This is a genomic window from Nocardia sp. No.11 (assembly GCF_038752175.1).
Taxonomy (GTDB): Bacteria; Actinomycetota; Actinomycetes; order Mycobacteriales; family Mycobacteriaceae; genus Nocardia; species Nocardia canadensis.
The window spans coordinates 1-17,199 of the sequence record NZ_JBCGFB010000126.1 but is presented as its reverse complement, the minus strand read 5'-3'; the positions used below and the strand labels follow the sequence as shown (position 1 = coordinate 17,199).

At 70.6% G+C, this 17,199-nt stretch carries 14 protein-coding genes; 6 read left to right on the top strand and 8 right to left on the bottom strand.

All coding sequences use genetic code 11. The annotated features are described in order from the left end of the window. The 5 genes from V8688_RS26690 to V8688_RS26670 all read right to left on the bottom strand — a co-directional run. The coding region (locus tag V8688_RS26690) for a protein kinase (protein ID WP_342801942.1) at window positions 1-993 on the bottom strand (993 nt) is incomplete at its 3' end. Then, entirely contained in the window at window positions 990-2,849 is a 1,860-nt protein-coding gene (locus V8688_RS26685; protein ID WP_342801941.1) for a serine/threonine-protein kinase, read from the bottom strand. The genes V8688_RS26690 and V8688_RS26685, both read right to left, overlap by 4 nt. 16 nt (window positions 2,850-2,865) lie before the next feature. Further along, complete coding sequence (locus tag V8688_RS26680; RefSeq protein ID WP_342801940.1) at window positions 2,866-4,005, bottom strand: hypothetical protein; 1,140 nt, start codon at window positions 4,003-4,005, stop codon at window positions 2,866-2,868. 106 nt (window positions 4,006-4,111) lie between these two features. After that, window positions 4,112-5,992: a serine/threonine-protein kinase gene (locus V8688_RS26675; protein WP_342801939.1), complete on the bottom strand. Its 1,881-nt coding sequence runs from the start codon at window positions 5,990-5,992 to the stop codon at window positions 4,112-4,114. 203 nt (window positions 5,993-6,195) lie between these two features. Beyond that, window positions 6,196-7,140: a DMT family transporter gene (locus V8688_RS26670; RefSeq protein ID WP_316573123.1), complete on the bottom strand. Its 945-nt coding sequence runs from the start codon at window positions 7,138-7,140 to the stop codon at window positions 6,196-6,198. 84 nt (window positions 7,141-7,224) lie between these two features. Here V8688_RS26670 and V8688_RS26665 point away from each other — a divergent pair, with 84 nt between their 5' ends. Next, the gene (locus V8688_RS26665; RefSeq protein ID WP_218717462.1) at window positions 7,225-7,752 is read left to right on the top strand and encodes a hypothetical protein; all 528 of its coding nucleotides are present in this window, start codon (window positions 7,225-7,227) and stop codon (window positions 7,750-7,752) included. On the opposite strand, the gene V8688_RS26660 is transcribed toward V8688_RS26665, so the two are convergent. From V8688_RS26660 to serS, 3 genes are all read right to left on the bottom strand, one after another. Then, window positions 7,753-9,195, bottom strand: a complete 1,443-nt coding sequence (locus V8688_RS26660) for an MFS transporter (protein WP_342801943.1) — start codon at window positions 9,193-9,195, stop codon at window positions 7,753-7,755. It abuts the gene before it with no gap. 100 nt (window positions 9,196-9,295) lie between these two features. Beyond that, complete coding sequence (locus V8688_RS26655; RefSeq protein WP_308248421.1) at window positions 9,296-11,128, bottom strand: bifunctional diguanylate cyclase/phosphodiesterase; 1,833 nt, start codon at window positions 11,126-11,128, stop codon at window positions 9,296-9,298. 78 nt (window positions 11,129-11,206) lie between these two features. Next, entirely contained in the window at window positions 11,207-12,463 is a 1,257-nt protein-coding gene (gene serS / locus V8688_RS26650; RefSeq protein WP_218717461.1) for a serine--tRNA ligase, read from the bottom strand. 80 nt (window positions 12,464-12,543) lie between these two features. On the opposite strand from serS, the gene V8688_RS26645 reads away from it, so the two are divergent. From V8688_RS26645 to V8688_RS26625, 5 genes are all read left to right on the top strand, one after another. Next, window positions 12,544-14,241 (top strand): aldehyde dehydrogenase family protein, encoded by a 1,698-nt coding sequence (locus tag V8688_RS26645; protein WP_218717460.1) that lies wholly within the window; start codon window positions 12,544-12,546, stop codon window positions 14,239-14,241. A 334-nt stretch (window positions 14,242-14,575) separates the two neighbouring features. Next, window positions 14,576-15,649: a septum formation family protein gene (locus V8688_RS26640; RefSeq protein ID WP_218717459.1), complete on the top strand. Its 1,074-nt coding sequence runs from the start codon at window positions 14,576-14,578 to the stop codon at window positions 15,647-15,649. Between the two features lie 2 nt (window positions 15,650-15,651). After that, window positions 15,652-16,002, top strand: coding sequence for a metallopeptidase family protein (locus tag V8688_RS26635; protein WP_218717490.1), 351 nt, complete (start codon window positions 15,652-15,654; stop codon window positions 16,000-16,002). 109 nt (window positions 16,003-16,111) lie between these two features. After that, on the top strand, window positions 16,112-16,423 hold the full coding sequence (locus tag V8688_RS26630; RefSeq protein ID WP_218717458.1) for a PE family protein: 312 nt from the start codon (window positions 16,112-16,114) through the stop codon (window positions 16,421-16,423). A 46-nt stretch (window positions 16,424-16,469) separates the two neighbouring features. Further along, on the top strand, window positions 16,470-17,199 hold a 730-nt coding region (locus V8688_RS26625; protein WP_342801938.1), incomplete at its 3' end, for a PPE domain-containing protein.

The following is a 17,199-nucleotide window of genomic DNA, read 5'->3' as shown; positions in this document are numbered from 1 at the left end:
GGATCGCGCCACCCGCCTGCCGGTGTCGAGCGCGCGTTGCCCGAAACCGGCGAGGACTTCGGGCAACGGCCGCGCCGGTGGGGCCACCGGCGCGACGACCGGCGGCAACGCGGCGAGCAGGGCGGACACCTGGTCCTGTTGGCGGCCGATGTCGTCGAGCACCGGCGCGGGCCACGGCGCGGGCGCCGAGGGCGGACCACCGAGGTACTCCAGCATCTGGCCCGGCGTCGGCCGGGCCGCCGGATCCTTGCGCAGGCACGCGGCGATCAGTTCGTACAGCGGTTCGGGCACCCCGCTCAGGTCGGGCTCGCGCTGCGCGATGTTGAACAGGATGTAGGGCACCGACGGCGCGGTGAACGGCGCGCGGCCGGAGGCCGCGAAGGCGAGCACCGAGCCGAGGGCGAACATGTCGGCGGCCGGGGTGATCGCCAACCCGAGAGCCTGCTCGGGCGCGAGGTAGTCCGGGGTGCCGAGAGCGGTCACGCTGCCGGTCGTCGGCGGTCCGGCGACCGGCGTGATGCCGATCTCGCCGAGCCGACCGCTGTCGCGTGCGAGCAACACCGAGTCGGCCCGGAGCCGCTGATGCACGAGGCCTGCGGCGTGCACGGTCCGCAATGCCGAGGCCAGGGCCGCGGCGAGCGCGCGGACGGCGGGCACCGGCAGCGGGCCGTGTTCGGCGACCGCGCGGTCGAGCCGCACCCCCGGCACGAACACCGAAGCGAGCCACGGCTTGTCGGCATCGGCGTCGACATCGATCACCGTCGTGTTGGCGGCACCCGAGACCCGCATCGCGGCGACCGCGCTGTGCCGCAGCCTGATCCGGAACTCGGGCTCGTCGAGCAGTTCGGCCTCGGCCTGCCGCACGACGACGAGGGAATCGTCGGGACCGGTCGCGAGCAGCGAGCGGAAACCCACTTCCGCATCGAGCGCGCCGATGACGCGGTAGCGGCCGATGGTGTCCGGTTCGCCGGGACCGCGGGGGTGAATCGTCATGAGGTGGGCAACTTCGTGAGTACGGGTGCGAACAGGGTGGCCGCGGCGTCGCACGGGCTCAACGCTTGCGGCTTGTACGCGGAGTACATGATGCGCACCTGCTCCGCCTGATCGTCCCGGCTCGGCCTGGTCATGAAGGCCAGCTCGCAGAAATTGACGTTCTCCGTGCGAACGTTCACCGTGCGCCCCTCGATCGTCCTGGTGGGCCGGACCTTGCCACCGACCACGTGATCCGGTCGCAGGCGATCGTCGAGGTCGAGCGCGACATACCCTTCCCGCCCATCGGCCACGCAGCCGTGCACGGTACGGCTGCGGGCCGGATCACCGGTCACCGAGCTGAGGGCGGGAGAATCCAGCAGCGCGCAGGGATCCAGCCGCAGCACCGAGTCCGCGGGCAGCGCGCGCAGCGGTGGGTTGACCGCCAGCCGGCGCACCACCGCGCCGAGTCCGCGCTCGACCGCCGGACAGGTGTCGCCGCCCTCGAAGGTCTGCGCGCTCAATGTCAGCGCCATCGGCAACCCGCTCTGCGCCACGACCGAGCGGTCGCAATTGCGGGCTTCCTTGTTCCGGCCAAGCACCGGCATCCAATTGATGGTGCTGCCCATCGCGGTCCTGCCGCCCTTGACCTGTTCGACCGGGGTGCCGTTCTCGAGCGTGAATTGCACCTTGCGCCCGGACTGATCTCGATAGGAGATGCTGCACGAGTGCACCCCGTTCGGCGCGACTTCACCTGTCGCCGTGCCGAGTTCACCGAGCACCGACGGCATCACCAGCGCGCAGAGATCGAGCCCGCGGCTCTCGTCGACGGTCAGCGCGAGCGGCGGGTCGTCCATCGCCACCGCGTTGCCCTCCACACCGATGCCCCAGAGGGCGGTAGCGCTCAGTACCAGCGCCGCGACCACCCCGGCGGCCACGACGATGCGCGACCATGCTCGCTTCGGCCGCTCGGCGGGCTCCGGCGCGACCCTGGCCGTGCCGTCGGCCCAGCTCGCCGCCTCGGCCTGGTATTCCGCGATCCGTCGGCGAATCCGGACCGGCCAGACGGGCTCGGCCTCGATCCGGCTCGCCGCGTCGAGCACCTGCTCCGGCGTGGGGCGCTGCGCCGGGTCCTTCGCCAGACACGCGTCGACCAGCGCGCGGATCGGCTGCGGGATGCTGGTGGTGTCCGGCGAGCCGTAGAGCACGTTGTAGAGCACCTGCGGCGTCGACGCGGCGTCGAACGGGCCGACGCCGGTGGCCGCCATCGCCAGCACGGCACCTAGCGCGAACACGTCCGACGCCGCGGTGAGCGTGCGACACTCGGCTTGCTCCGGCGACATATAGGCGGGCGAGCCGAGCACCGCGCCGGTCGCGGTGAGCGTGACGTCGTCCTCCAGCGCCCTGGCGATGCCGAAGTCGATCACCCGTGGGCCGTCGTTGGTCAGCAGGATGTTGCTCGGCTTGAGGTCACGGTGCACCAGGCCGGTGCGGTGGATCTCGAGCAGCGCCATCGCCAGGCCCGTCGCCAGCAATTTCAGCCCGCTCACCGTCAGGCGGCCGTACTCGCCGACCATCTCCTGCAGGGACGGACCCGCAATGTATTCCGATGCCAACCAGGGCGTTTCGGACTCGGCGTCATGGTCGACGACGCCGGCCGTGTAGGCGCCGGTGACCTGCTGGGAGGCGAGCACCTCCCGGCGGAATCTGGCCCGGAACTCAGGGCTGCCGGTGAACTGCCGGTGGATCCGCTTCACGGCGACCAGTCGGCCGTCGGGACTCTGTCCCAGCAGCACCTGGCCCATCCCGCCGTTGCCGATCACCGCCAGCAGACGGTTGCGGCCCAGTTGGCCCGGATCGTGTGGACCCAGCGGTTTCATCGCCTCGCCTCCCGTCTCACCGGGATCCGCTCAGCAACGCGTACTGCGCGACCGCGAGTTGCCGGACATCGGTTTCCTGATTGCTGTACACGCGCACCACGAATTCGTCGCGCCGCACCAGACACGCGAAGCGGCGGGCGGCGCTCACCTCGGTATTCGGCCGCGACGCGCGATAGCACGAGACACCATCGGGCCCGGGGACCTCCGACATGGCCGTGAAATCCGCCGACAGCAGCAGTCTCTCCTCGGCCTCGGCGTAGGTCCGCGCGGTCTGCTCGTCGCTCGCGCGATGCAGGAACTTGTTGTACGACACCGCGACCGCGTCGATCTTGCTCTGCTCGAACTCCCGCAGCCGAGCCGACGGCTTGTCCAGCAGCAGCGCATAGGTCCGCGGGCCGTAGACGAGGAAATCCCACCGATCCGGCCAGTATTCGCCGGTCTTCACGACCCGGGTGAGCAGATGCTCGCTGTCGAGTTTCAACGCCGCCAGGTCGGCGGCCGGTGTCGGGACGAAGGTGTCGAGCTCGGCCAGCTGGGCCCGATAGGTGCGGGTGAGCAGATCGGTCAGCACTTCCGGACGCGGGTCGACGACCTTCGCGTAGAGCCGGATCACCAGGTTCTTCCACACCAGCCAGCTACCGACCGTGGGCACACCCGGCCGCCAATGACTCAGAGCCGCCGGATAATCGGGCAGCGGCAACGGCGCGTTCTCGGTGTTGGCGCCGAAGTCCGCCGCCGCCATCGCCTGCGCCGCGGCACCGGCCTGCTCGGCATCGGGCAACGACAGGATCGTGATCGAGAGCAGCTTGTGCTGCTGTTCGTTGTCGGAGCGGCCGTTGCTGCCGATCGCCCCGAAACCGGCCTGGACATCGAAGGGTTGCAGGGCCGTTTGCTGCACGCCCGAGAGCAGCTCGTCGACGCCGCGCACCCCGACGACCACACCGCCGCCGTCACCCTCGACCAGGTCCGGGTCGACCCGGTCGGCGAACAGCAGCCGCTCCCCGATGCGCACCGATTCCACCAGCGATCCACGCACGCGACTCGGCGCGTCGTCGAAGTCGCCCGGAATCGGCTCCAGCGCGTAGCCACCGTGATCCAGTGCCGCCGACTCGTCACCACAGGCCGCGATGAGCAGCGTGAGCGACAGCAACGCCACGACACAACGCGACCGGTACCGCACGAATGTTCCCCTCCGACCGGCGAACTGACCGCCGACCCCTCCCGAACTCTGCCGTGAAACTATCACCCGGGTATCCGCGCCGCTACTGCGCGGGCAACCGGCTGACCGCCTGCTTCACCAGCGGATCGGCGATCTCACACAGCTGCGCCGTCCGCTGCCGTTGGTCAGCGACCACCACCTCGACGATCTCGACGAAGGTCTGGCCCACCTTGCGGTAGCGGTAGCTGCGGCGGCATTCGGACGCGACAGCGGAGAATTCGTCGGATTTATCGACCTGCACACCGTCGCCGATGTCGATGGTCTCCTGCACCGCCGACGTCTGCCGCTGGCGTTGCTGGGACAGGGCGATCCGCACGGTGGTCGCGCCCGGCCATTCGCAGCTGTGCGCGGATTTCGCGACGCCGGTGCCCAGGTTCGCGAACGCCGAGCTGTCCACCAGCGCACAGGGATCGACCGAGGTCAACGATCGCTGGGCGGTGGGGTCGGTGGGTCGTTCGCCCAGCGTGGCCGTCAGCCGGTCGACGACATGGTCGGCGAGACCGCAGTCGTCGCGGGTGAAGGCGTCGACCGTGATGCCCCAGCGCTGCCCCTCGGCTCCGCCCTCGATCGCAAACGCGCAGTCCTCGCCCTTGCGGGCCAGCGCGTACCCGTTGACCACCTGCGCGTCGGGCGCGAATCCGGCTGTCGCGGCGCCGATTTCCACCGCGATACGCGCCGCTCCGGACGTACCGTCGCAGCCCCAGCTCGACGTCGGCTGCCAGCGCCACGACGACACCTCCGTCGACGCCTTCACAGCCGCGGCCGCGGGCAAGGTCGGGCCGAGTGCTTGCCGCAACCACCCGCAGGTGTCGACGCCGCGGAGTTGGTCGATGCCGGGCAGCGTCGCCGTCGGCAGCGCTGACGGAGGCGCGGATTCGCCACCGCGCAGAACGATCGCGGTGAGCCCGGCGACGAGCACCGCCGCGCCGGCCACCGCGAGTCCCACTCGGAGTGCGGTGCGCCGTCGCCGCGGCGGCGGCGCGGTGGCAGGCGCCTGGGGGACCGACAGGTGCGCCGGAAGAATCTGTGTCGCTTCGGGATCGGAGGTGAGTGCGACCAGATCGCGGGTCTGCTCGGCGATCGCGGTGTGGATCGGCGCGGGCCAGGGCCGCGACTGCACCGGCAGCGCCCCGAGGTAGTCCAGGATCTGCGCCGGCGTCGGCCTGGCGTGCGGGTCCTTGCGCAGGCAACCGGCGATCAGCTCGCGCAGCGACGCGGGGACCTGGTCGAGCTGTGGCTCGCTGTGGACGATGTTGAACAGGGTGTACGGGGCCGACGTCGCGGCGAAGGGGCTCTGGCCGGTGGCGGCCATGCACAGCAGGGAGCCGAGGGAGAACACGTCGCAGGCGGAGGTGATCGGCTCGCTCATGGCCTGTTCCGGTGACATGTACGCGGGTGAGCCGACCACCGCGCCGACCTCGGTGAGCTGGCCGGAACCCACCGCCTGGGCGATGCCGAAGTCGATCACCCTCGGCCCGTCGGCGGCGAGGATCACGTTGGCGGGCTTGAGATCACGATGCACCAGGCCGGTGGCGTGAATGGAGTGCAGAGCCGAGGCGAGGCCGGAGGCGAGGGTGCGCAGGGCCGGGTCGGGCAGTGGGCCGTTGTCGCGGACGGCGCGGTCCAGCGGGACTCCGGCGATGAAGACCGAGGCCAGCCACGGGGATTCGGCGCCGGTGTCGAAGTCGACGACGGCCGCGGTGAAGGCGCCGGAGACGCGGGCGGAGATGGCGACCTCGCGTTCGAAGCGGGCCCGGAACTCGCGGTCGTCGAGCAGGTGCGCGTGGATCTGCTTGATCGCGACGAAGCGCCCGTCCGGTCCCGTGGCCAGCAGGACCCGCCCCATGCCGCCCGCACCGAGCACACCGCGAATCCGATACCGGCCGATCATCGATTGCTCGCCCGGCGCCAACGGCTCGATCACTTCGGCACTCCCCCATTTCACTCCCGCCACGGCGGGGCGAGCCCACCTCGATCAGGCGGCCCGGTTCGTTCGCGAGCAACCTAACACCCGCGCCGATCGGGCGGCCCGTCGTGACGGCGGGACCGGTGCCGACGACGACGCGGGCGCAGGTCGACGTCGAGTCTGGGCCGAGGCACGACCGGCGGCCCACGCCTGCCTGCGCGTCAGCGATCGGCCGGGGCCTGGGCGCGGCTGGCTACGAGGACGGCGGCGAGGACGACGAGGCAGCCGAGAACGGCTGCGGTGGACAGTCTTCCGTCGATGGCGTCGAGGACGAGCGCGGCGATGAGCTGGCCCGCGACGGAGGTCAGGCCGAGCAGCAGGACGCCGATCAGGCCGACGGTGTAGGCGGCCAGGGCGATGAAGGCCACGCCGATCAGGCCGCCGAGATACAACCAGGGGGCCGTGGGGAATCGCTCCGGCAGACCGGTCGTGATCACGGTGAACACGTCGAACAGACACAGGGCCACCAGGCCGACGGCGAAGTTCACCAGGGTCGCCGAGAACGGGCCGCCCACGGCGCCGACCCGGCCGTTCACGGCCTGCTGCCAGGCCAGGCCGATTCCCGCGAGCGCGGGTATGGCGATGAGCAGCACCGGAATGTCGGGGAGGCCGGTCACCGCGGTCGCGGACGCGGAATGACCGCCCGCGCCGAGGAGGACGCCGCCGATGCCGAGGATCGCGCCGACTACCCGCCACGGGGTGATCGGAGTGCGGCCTGCGGGGGCGAGGCCGAGCCGGTCGACCACGAGGCTGCTGAGCAGCTGGCCCGCGACCACCGCGACGGTGAACGCGGTGACGCCGATCGCGGCGATCGTGAGTCCCTGACCGGCGACGAAGAACGCTCCACACAACCCGCCGAGCAGCTGCCACGGCCGTAACTCCCCGGCGGACACGGCGGTTCGCACCCGCGCCGGACCCGCGCGCAGGTGGGGACTGACCGCGAGCGCGATCAGGAGGGCGACGAGACCGGTCGCGAAGCTGATGGTGGCGGCCGCGACACCGTCGCCCAGCTCGGCGCCGAGTGCGCCGTTGATCCGGCCCTGCACGGCGACACCGGCGCCGATGCAGAATCCGAAGACCAACCCGAGTCCGTCGCGCCCGACCACCGTGTCCTTTCGCCAGCTCCGCCGTAGTCTTCGACAGTAGACCCGGCCCGGAGCCGTCGTCCGGAATCGTCAGGGGAGGCCACGATGTCAGAGGTCGCGGTGGTGTCGCATCCGGTGATCGAGGTGGTGCTGCGACGGCACCGGGCGGCGCTCGGCGCGGACGAGACGACCTATCGCCATCACGTCTATCGCTGCGCCAACTATCACTGCGCGCTGCTCGGCGGCGTCCTGCCCGACGCGGCGGCCCTCGCCTGGGCGGTGCACGACCTCGGGATCTGGACTGCGGGCACGTTCGACTATCTCGCGCCGTCGGCGGCGCTCGTCGACGGTTTCGCCGCCGAGCTCGGGATCGCGGAACCCGACCTGGCGCGCACGATGGTGCTCGACCATCACGGGGTGCGGCCGCGCACCGACCGGCTGGTGGAGACGTTCCGGATCGCCGATCGGGTCGATGTCAGCCACGGTCTGCTGCGGGGCGGGCTCGACGCGGCATTCGTCCGCGCGGTGGTCGAGCGATACCCCTACCGCGGGTTCCACGGGTTTCTGGTGCGCAGCGCGTTGCGGCACGGCGTGCGGCATCCGGCGCGACCGCTGCCGATGCTGCGGTGGTGACTAGTCCTCGGCGCGCGGCGGCAACCAGCTCGGGGTGAGCAGGGCGGTCACCAGCAGCACCGTGCCGAGCAGGGCGATCGTGGCCGACATCGACAGCCACTGGGTGGCGGCCGCGACGAAGCCGAACACCAACAACGCCACGATCTCCGAGAGCAGCCCGGAGAACGACAGTACGGTCGCGCGAGCCGGGCCGGCGATGGCCGCCTGCAACCGCGCCCCCGCCACCACCTCGATGGCGAAGTCCACTCCATAGGCGACACCGATCCCGACGAACCCCGCCCACAACAGCACCGGCCCCACCGTGAGCGCGGCACCCACCGCCAGCGATCCCGCGATGAAGAGCAGGCCCGCGACGAACAGCGCCACGGCGAGCCAGCGCGCCGGGACCAGCTCGGTCCGGCCGGCCAGCAATGATCCGGCGAGCGACCCCACCACCGTCACGCCGACCAGCAGCGCGGACGCACTGGTCGACGCGCCGCCGGACACGGCGAGCAGACCGAAGTATTCGTCGAAGGCGGTGACGCCGTACAGCAGGGCGCCCAGCAGCACACCTCGCCGGACCCGGCGAACCCGGAACGCCTCGGCGGTGCCGGTGCGCAGCATGGTCAGGTACCGCGCGGGGGCCTTATCCGGAACCGTGGTGTCCGGGAGGGGGTCGTCCGGCGCGACCCGGTGGTCGGCGGGACCGTCGGTCTCGGTGCGGGGCGGCGCATCCTCGGTGCGGGCCACTGCTTTACCGATGCGAACCGCTTCCCCGGGGGAGGCCGAGCGTGGGTGTGCGGGGGCCGCACCCGGGACCTGGTGCGGGCCGGGGGCCGGGGGTTCGTCGTCGAGGTCGTCGACGGCGGCCGCGGAGATGGCGACCGGCGCGCTCGGCAATGCCACCGCGGTCAAGGTGTGCAGCAGGGCGATGGCCACGCTGACCCAGCCGACCAGGGGATAGCCGCCGAGCGTGAAGAGCGGGGCGGCCACCAGGATCGCTACCAGCACCGTGGTCTCCTGGGCGCCACGCGCCCAGCCGATGGTCGAGGCATAGGCCGACGGTTCGCCGCGGGCGACGAGATCGTCGTAGATCAGCGCCTCGAACGTGCCCGATTCCAGCGACGACGCGACGCCCCAGATCACGAATCCCAGTGCGAAACCGAGCAACGACGGGGCCAGCATCCACAGCGCGAAACAGGCCGCCTGCAGCAGACAGCTCAGGACCAGCAGCGCCCGGCGCGAGACGGTGTCGGCCCACGCGCCCGACGGCACCTCCAGCACGAACGCGGTGACCGACCAGAGGGCGAGCAACAGCGAGATCTGCGCGGTGCTCAGGCCGTGATCGGCGAACAGCACACCGTAGAGCGCATAGATCGGCAGCAGATCGCGCGTGCCCTTGAACAGGACCGCCCGAACCGCGACACCACGCACGCCGACCGGCTCACTGGTCAAACGCGCCACCACCGCCGCGACGCGCCGGTAGAGCTCCGAAGATCAACAGCGGTAGATGAGCATTCGCATGCGTCCATGGTTCGCCGCGCGCGGGCGAGGCGTCAAGCGATTAACCGAGGGGAATCCAGCCGCTCGCCGAGAGCGAATCGTCGTCGTCGGTGCTGCCGGGCCGCCCCTGACCGTCGTTGAGGTCGTTGATCAGTTCCGAGACCGGATGCGAGTCGCTGTAGTGGTAGCCCTGGGCCAGCGCGAAGCCGAGCTCGGTGAGCACCGCCGCCTGGTATTCGGTCTCCACGCCCTCGGCGATGACCTGCAGATCCAGCGACTTGCTGAGCGCGGCGATCACGCCGAGCAGGGGCGGCGCCGGGGAATCGGAGCGGATCGCGGCGACGAAGGACTGGTCGACCTTGAGGATGTCGCTGGGGATGGTGGCCAGGCGGCTCAGCGAGGAGTACCCGGTGCCGAAGTCGTCGATGGCGATGCGCACGCCACGGTCGCGCAGGGTGTGCAGATTGGTGATCGCGGTCTGCGATTCGGCGGCCAGCTCGCTCTCGGTGACCTCGAGGACCAGCTGGTCGGCGGGCCAGCCGGTGTCGTTGAGGATGGTCGCGACCCGCTCGGCGTAATCGGGTTCGGCCAGTTCCAGACCGGAGACGTTGACGTTGAGCGTCAGATCCAGCGAGGCGAAGCTCTCCTGCAGGCGGGCGGCGTCGGCGCAGGCGCGGCGCAGCACCAGCTCGTCCAGGTCCGAGATGAGGTCGTATTCCTCGGCCACCCGGATCAGTCCCTCGGTGGTGACCTCCGGCTGGGCGTTGGACGACCAGCGCAGCAGCGCCTCGACGCCGACGGCCTGGCCGCCGTCCTCGGACAGGCTCACGATCGGCTGGTAGTGCACGTCGAGCGCGCCGCGGTCGATCGCCTCGCGCAGCTCCACCGCCAGCGGCAGCTGCCGCGACGACTCGAGCACCGTGCGATTGCGCCCGGCCTGCTTGGCCCGGTACAGGCCGACGTCGGCGCGGCTGATCAGCAGCGAACCGGACTCGCCCGGCTGCCAGGAGGTGACACCGGCCGAACAGCCCATGGTCACCGCGGCGCGCAGCTTCTCGGTGAGCAGGATCGCGGCCTGCTCGGTGGTGCCGGGCAGCAGCAGCGCGAAGACGTCACCGCCGAAGCGGGCCAGCACCTGATCGGGGGCGAGCAAGTCGAGCCAGGTGTCGGCGACCCGCTGCAGCACCGCGTCCCCGGCGCGGTGGCCGAGGTGATCGTTGATCTTCTGGAAGCGGTCCAGGTCGACCAGGACCAGGGCCAGGCCCTGACCGCCGCGACCCGCCGCATCGATGGCGGGGTTGAGCTGCTTCTCGAAACCACGCCGGTTCAGCAGGCCGGTGAGCACATCGATATCGGCGTCGGAGGCCATCCTGGTCAGAATGCCGACGACGACGCCCGCGCCGAAGGTGACACCGGCCGGGATCATGCCCGACCACCACGGCAGCCCACGGTCGGGCAGCACCCACAGGCACAGCGCCATCGCGAAGCCGATGTGCGCGGCGGCCTGCGGCCACGCGAAGAACAGCGCGGCGTCGCAGGCGACGAAGACGTAGAACGAGGCCAGCGTGATGCCGCCGACCAGGTTCGGGAAGGAGTGCACCGCGATCGTCACCAGGACGGTCGCGGTGGCCAGGTAGAGGTGGTGCAGGGAATGCGGCATCCGCGGACCCCACGCCAGCAATGTCAGACCGAGCACCAGCGCGACCGCCGCCGCCGTCCCGACCAGCAGCCGACTACCGTCGTCACCCGGTGCGATGGCAGTGATCGTCAGGCCGAGGACACCACCGAGGACGTAGAACGCCCCCGTTGTCCTGGCCATGACCTTTGCCGTCGCCAACGCCGATGCCGCCCGCACCCGGGTTCGGGTATCGCCGCGCGCCCCGATTCCTCGCACGTGCACCAGCCTAGATGTTGTTCGGTCAGGGCGTTTGCCACATCCACCAAATGGGACTTCAGCAAACAGTGAAGGACTCTACGGTTCGAGCACTTCGGTGCCGACGAAGGGCACCAGCGCCGCGGGCACCCGCACCGAACCGTCGGCCTGCTGGTGGTTCTCCAGGATCGCCACGATCCACCGCGTGGTCGCCAGCGTGCCGTTCAGCGTGGCCGCGACCTGCGCTTTTCCGTTCTCGTCGCGGTAGCGGACCGAGAGCCTGCGGGCCTGGAAGGTGGTGCAGTTCGAGGTCGAGGTGAGCTCGCGGTAGGTCTGCTGGGTGGGCACCCAGGCCTCGCAGTCGAACTTGCGCGCCGCCGAGCTGCCCAGATCGCCCGCGGCCACATCGATGACCCGGTAGGGCACATCGATCGCGGCCAGCATCTCGCGCTCCCACGCGAGCAGCCGCTGATGCTCGGCATCGGCCTGCTCGGGGGTGGTGTAGACGAACATCTCCACCTTGTCGAACTGGTGCACGCGGATGATGCCCCGCGTGTCCTTGCCGTAGCTGCCCGCCTCGCGGCGGAAACACGACGACCAGCCGGCGTAGCGCTTCGGGCCCTGGCTCAGGTCCAGGATCTCCTCGGCGTGGTAGCCGGCCAGCGGCACCTCCGAGGTGCCGACGAGGTACAGATCGTCGTCGGCCAGGTGGTAGACCTCCGCCGAATGCTGACCGAGGAAGCCGGTACCGGCCATGATCTCGGGGCGCACCAGCACCGGCGGGATCATCATGGTGAAGCCGTTGGCGACGGCCTTCTGCGCGGCCAGCTGCAGCAGACCCAGCTGCAACAGCGCGCCGGCGCCGGTGAGGAAGTAGAACCGCGAGCCCGACACCTTGGCGCCGCGCTCCATGTCGATCAGGCCGAGCGACTCGCCGAGCTCCAGGTGATCCTTCGGCTCGAAGTCGAACTCCGGTGGGGTACCGACGGTTTCGAGAACGATGTAGTCGTCCTCGCCGCCCGCGGGCGCGCCGTCCTGCACCACGTTGGAGATGGCGCGGTGCGCGGCGTCGAGGTCGGCGTCGGCCGCGTTCTGGGCGACCTCGGCTTCCTTGACCTTGGCGGACATGTCGGTCGCGGCGGCCAGCAGCGCGGGGCGCTCGTCCTTGCTCGCCTTGCCGATGACCTTGCCCATCGCCTTGTGCTCGGCCCGCAGGGTGTCGGCGGTGGCCACGGCGGCCCGGCGCGCGGCGTCGGCTTCGAGCAGGGCGTCGACGAGTGCGGGGTCCTCACCGCGGGCCCGCTGCGAGGCTCGGACGGCTTCCGGGTTCTCGCGCAGGAATCGGAGGTCGATCATGAGAAAACAGCCTAGTAGTTTACTCAACTCTTTATCCCGCGGCCTATGCCTTCCGGGCCGAACAGGAGCATAGTTGCGGTGTGAGTACTACTTTCGACACCGCCGTCATCGATAACGCGCTCGCTGATCTCACGCAGGGGGAAAAGACCTGGGCCGCGACCGACCTGCGCCGTCGCCGCGAGCTGCTCGAGGAACTCCATACGCGCACCGCCGCCAACGCCGAGGCCTGGGTCGCGGCGGCCCGCACCATCAAGCAGCTGGCCGCCGACAGCCCGCTCGTCGGCGAGGAGTGGATGTCGGGACCGATGACGATGCTGGCGGGCGCGCAGGCGCTGGCCGAAACGGTCGGCGCGCTCGAGCGTGGGGTGAGCCCGCTCGCCGGTGTCGAGCTCGGCACCGCCCCCGGCGGACGGGTCTCGGTGCCCGCGCTGCCGCACGGTGTCTACGACAAACTGCTGCTCAGCGGCTTCAGCGCCGATGTCTGGCTACGCCCCGGAGTCGACGCGGCCACCGCACGGCGCAAGGCCGGGCTGGCCCAGCTCGACCCGGCCGCGACCGGCGGTGTCGGCGCGGTGCTCGGCGCGGGCAACATCATGTCGATCGCGCCGCTGGACACCCTCTACGAGCTCTACGCCAACAACCGGGTGGTCGCGCTCAAGCTCAACCCGATCACCGATCCGCTGCTGCCGGTGTTCCAGGCGATCTTCGCGCCGTTCATCGAGCTCGGCGTGGTCCGCATCCTCACCGGTGGCGCGCCCGAGGGCGGCTACCTGGTGACCCATCCGCAGGTCGCGCACGTGCACATGACCGGCGGCGCGCCCACGCACGACGCGATCGTGTGGGGCCCCGGCGAGGCGGGCATCGAGCGCAAGAAGACCGGTGCCCCCGCGCTGGACAAGCCGATCACCAGCGAACTCGGTGGGGTCGCGCCGTGCATCGTCGTGCCGGGCGACTGGTCGGCCGCCGACCTGAAGTTCCAGGCCGAGCACGTGGCGACCCAGCGGCTGCACAACGGCGGCTACAACTGCGTCGCCGCCCAGACCGTGGTCCTCAGCGCCGACTGGCCGCTCAAGGACGCCTTCCTCACCGAACTGCGCACGGCGATCGACAACGCGCCCGCCCGGCCCGCGTACTACCCCGGCAGCGACGGCCGGGTCGAGGGCGCGCTGTCGGCGTACCCCGGTTCGGAGCGGGCCAACGGCCGCGTGCTGGTCGAGAACCTGCCCGCGAGCGACACCCCGCTGCTGCGCACCGAGTACTTCTCCCCCGTCCTCGGGGTGGTCGAGTTGCCCGGCAGCGGCACCGAATTCCTCCGCAACGCGGTCGATTTCGCCAACGACGAGCTGATGGGCACCCTCGGCGCCAACATCATCGCGCACCCGGCATCGATCAAGGAGCTCGGCGGCGCGCTCGACACCGCGATCGAGGATCTGCGCTACGGCACCGTCGCGCTCAACGCCTGGACCGGCCTGGCCTTCCTCACCCCGCGCGCGAGCTGGGGCGCGTTCCCCGGCCACACCCTCGACGACATCCAGAGCGGCATCGGCGTCGTACACAACGCCTTCCTGCTCGACGATGTGGAGCGCACCGTGGTCCGCGGCCCGTTCCGGCCCGCGCCGCGCGCGCTGCTGCACGGCGAATTCACCCTGAGCCCCAAGCCGCCGTGGTTCGTCAGCAACAAGACCGGCACCGGCACCGGTCGCAAGCTCACCGATTTCTACGGCGACGGCAAGAAGACCCGCCTGCCCGGCATCTTCGCCTCCGCCCTGCGCGGCTGAGTTCTTGGAGCGCTGGCGCGCTCGAGGTCGCGGCCCTTGGGTCCCGCCGGTCAGGCACCGTTGCTTGCTCCTTCGTCGCCTACGCAACGGCGCCTGACCGGCGGGACGGCCGCGAACCGGCCACTGCGNGTCCCGCCGGTCAGGCACCGTTGCTTGCTCCTTCGTCGCCTACGCAACGGCGCCTGACCGGCGGGACGGCCGCGACGGCCGCGGCGCGGCCTGCCCTCCTCGAGGTCGGGCGAGCAGGGCGAGGCGTGGACGGAAGTGCGGTGCCATGAGGTCGCGCGTGCGGGTGTCGTGGCATGGACCGAACCTCGCTGCCATGATGGATCCGATGTCTGATGAGCAGAGGGAACCAGCCGAGGGATCCGCGTCGCGTGGCCGCGTCCCCAGTTCGCTGCATCTGTCGGCGACCAAACTGCGGTGGGGGCTGCTGATCGGCGCCCTCGGCGCGGTGATCGCGGCGATGGTCACCATGCTGGTCACCGGCTTCGAGAACGACAAGGGGCTCGAGGCGCACCAGCCCGGCTCCGAGCCCGTGGTCCGGGACAAGGAATTCAGCAGCGCGAGCGTGGGCGACTGCCTGAGCTGGACCAAGTCCGATCGCAGCGACCTGGTGAAGGTCAACTGCGAGGACAAGCACCTGTTCGAGGTCGCCGGGGTGATCGACCTCGCCGCCTACCCCGGCCGGGAGTTCGCCGGCGGCACCAGGCACCCCGATTCGCTGCGGATGACCGAGCTCAGGGACGAGCACTGCGTCCCCGCGGTGCAGCGGTATCTGGGCGGGCGCTTCGATCCGCGCGGCCGGTACATGGTCAACGTGATGTCGCCGAGCCCGGCGGGCTGGCAGCACGGCGACCGCACCCTGCGCTGTGGCCTGCAGGTCGCCGCGACCTCGGCCAGCCCGGCCGCGACCGGCTCGGTCGCCGGCCAGGATCAGTCCAAGGTGCACGCCACCGGCACCTGCCTCGGCATCAACCAGAACCTGCCGACCGACCCTGTCGACTGCGCGCAGCCGCATTCGGTCGAGATCGTCGGCACCGTCGACCTGGCGAGCAACTTCACCGGTGGTCCCCCGTCGGAGGCAGATCAGGACAAGTACGTGGAGTCCGAATGCAACCGCCTCTCCACCGACTATCTGGGCAGCCCCGACGCCATCCGGAACAAGACGCTGACCCTGTTCTTCGATTATCTGGAACCGACCAGTTGGCTCGCGGGCAGTCACAAATTGGATTGCTGGCTCGGAAAGGGCGCCGACCGTGAGGGATTCGCGGCGATCGTCGGGTCGGCGCGCGGCGAGATCCTGATCGACGGTCAAGCCCCGGTGCCGCCGCCGAACACCGGGCGCTCCACGCCTGCCCCGCTGCCCGGCGCCGCGCCGCTGCCCCCGCAGCCACAACCACGGTGACCGTGTCGGAACGGATGTCGCCGGAGCGGTTCGAGGAGCTGGTGAGCGACGCGCTCGACCTGATCCCGCCCGAGCTGGCCGAGGCGATCGACAATGTCGTGGTGCTGGTCGAGGCCAGAAACGACGAGGAACCCTCGCTGCTCGGGCTGTATCACGGCATCGCGCTCACCGAGCGCGACAGCTACTACGCGGGTTCGCTGCCGGATACCGTGACCATCTATCGAGAGGCTATTCTCGACATCTGCACTACCGCCGACGAGGTGGTCGAGGAAGTAGCGATCACCGTGATCCATGAAATAGCACACTATTTCGGGATTGACGACGACCGGTTGCATGAGCTGGGATGGGGCTAGCGAAACTGGGTGGGGAATCGATGGAACCGAACGACCCGCTCTCGCGTCCTATCACTCGTAGGGGGAATTCTCGTGGTTCCCGATAGTCGCCACCAGAAGGAGTCGGGTCATGGTCGGACACGTTCTCGTCACACCTGAAATCGTCCTCGCCGCTGCCGCCGAGCTGGATCTGCTCGCCGAGCGCCTCGCCGTGGCCGCCGGCCTCGCCGGGCCAACCACCCATGTGCTCCCGTCCGGCGCCGAAGAGGTGTCGCTGCTCGCGGCCTCGCACTTCAACCGCGCCGCCGCCACCCACGACAGCTCTGTCGCCCAGGGCATCCTCGAGCTGCACCACGCGGCCGCGACCCTGCGCTCGCAGCTGGTCACCAACATCGGCGAGGACATCGCCCAGGGCGCGGCGATCACCGCGATCCAGATCTAGTCGTACCCGATCCGTCGCCGATCATTCATTCAGGGGAGAAACAAGCATGACCGCAGGGATCACCGGGGTCTTCTGGCTGCCGCGCATGGCAGAAGTCAACTCGACCACGCTCAACGCGGGCGCACACGCCGTTCCGATCTCCGCCGCCGCCACCTCGTGGGGCACGCTGGCCGCGGCGTGGGGTGACGCCGCCTTCACCATCACCCGCGTGATCGCCGAGGTCGGCGTCGGCCTGCAGGGTGTCAACGGCCTCGCCGTGCTCGCCAAGCTCGCGCCGTTCGGCGCCTGGGCGGGTCAGCAGGGCATCATGGCCGCGGCCATGGGGGTCAAGGCCACCGCCAACGCCACCGCCTACACCGTGGCCTCGCTCGCGATGCCGAGCCTGCCCGAGATCGCCGCGACCAATACCGCGGTCGCCGCCTCGGCCAACCCGCCCGGCGTCGTGTCCGGCGCGTTCGAGGCGGCCGAGGTCGCCCGTCACGCCATGGACATCCGCGCCGCGCTGGTGATGGAGACCTACGAGGCCGCCACCACGGCCACCGTCACCACGCCCGGCGAGTTCTCCATGCCGCCGACCATCGCCAACGGCGCGGGCACCGCCGCCGAGGGCGACTTCGGCGGCGACCCGCTCAGCACCGCGGTCGCCGCGGCGCAGGCCTTCGTCACCAACCCCGGCGTCGTCAGCGCCGCCACCCAGGCGGCCAATGTCGCCGGTGGCGTCGTCACCAGCGGCGTCAGCACGGCGGGCAACATCGGCGCCTCGGCGATCTCGGCCG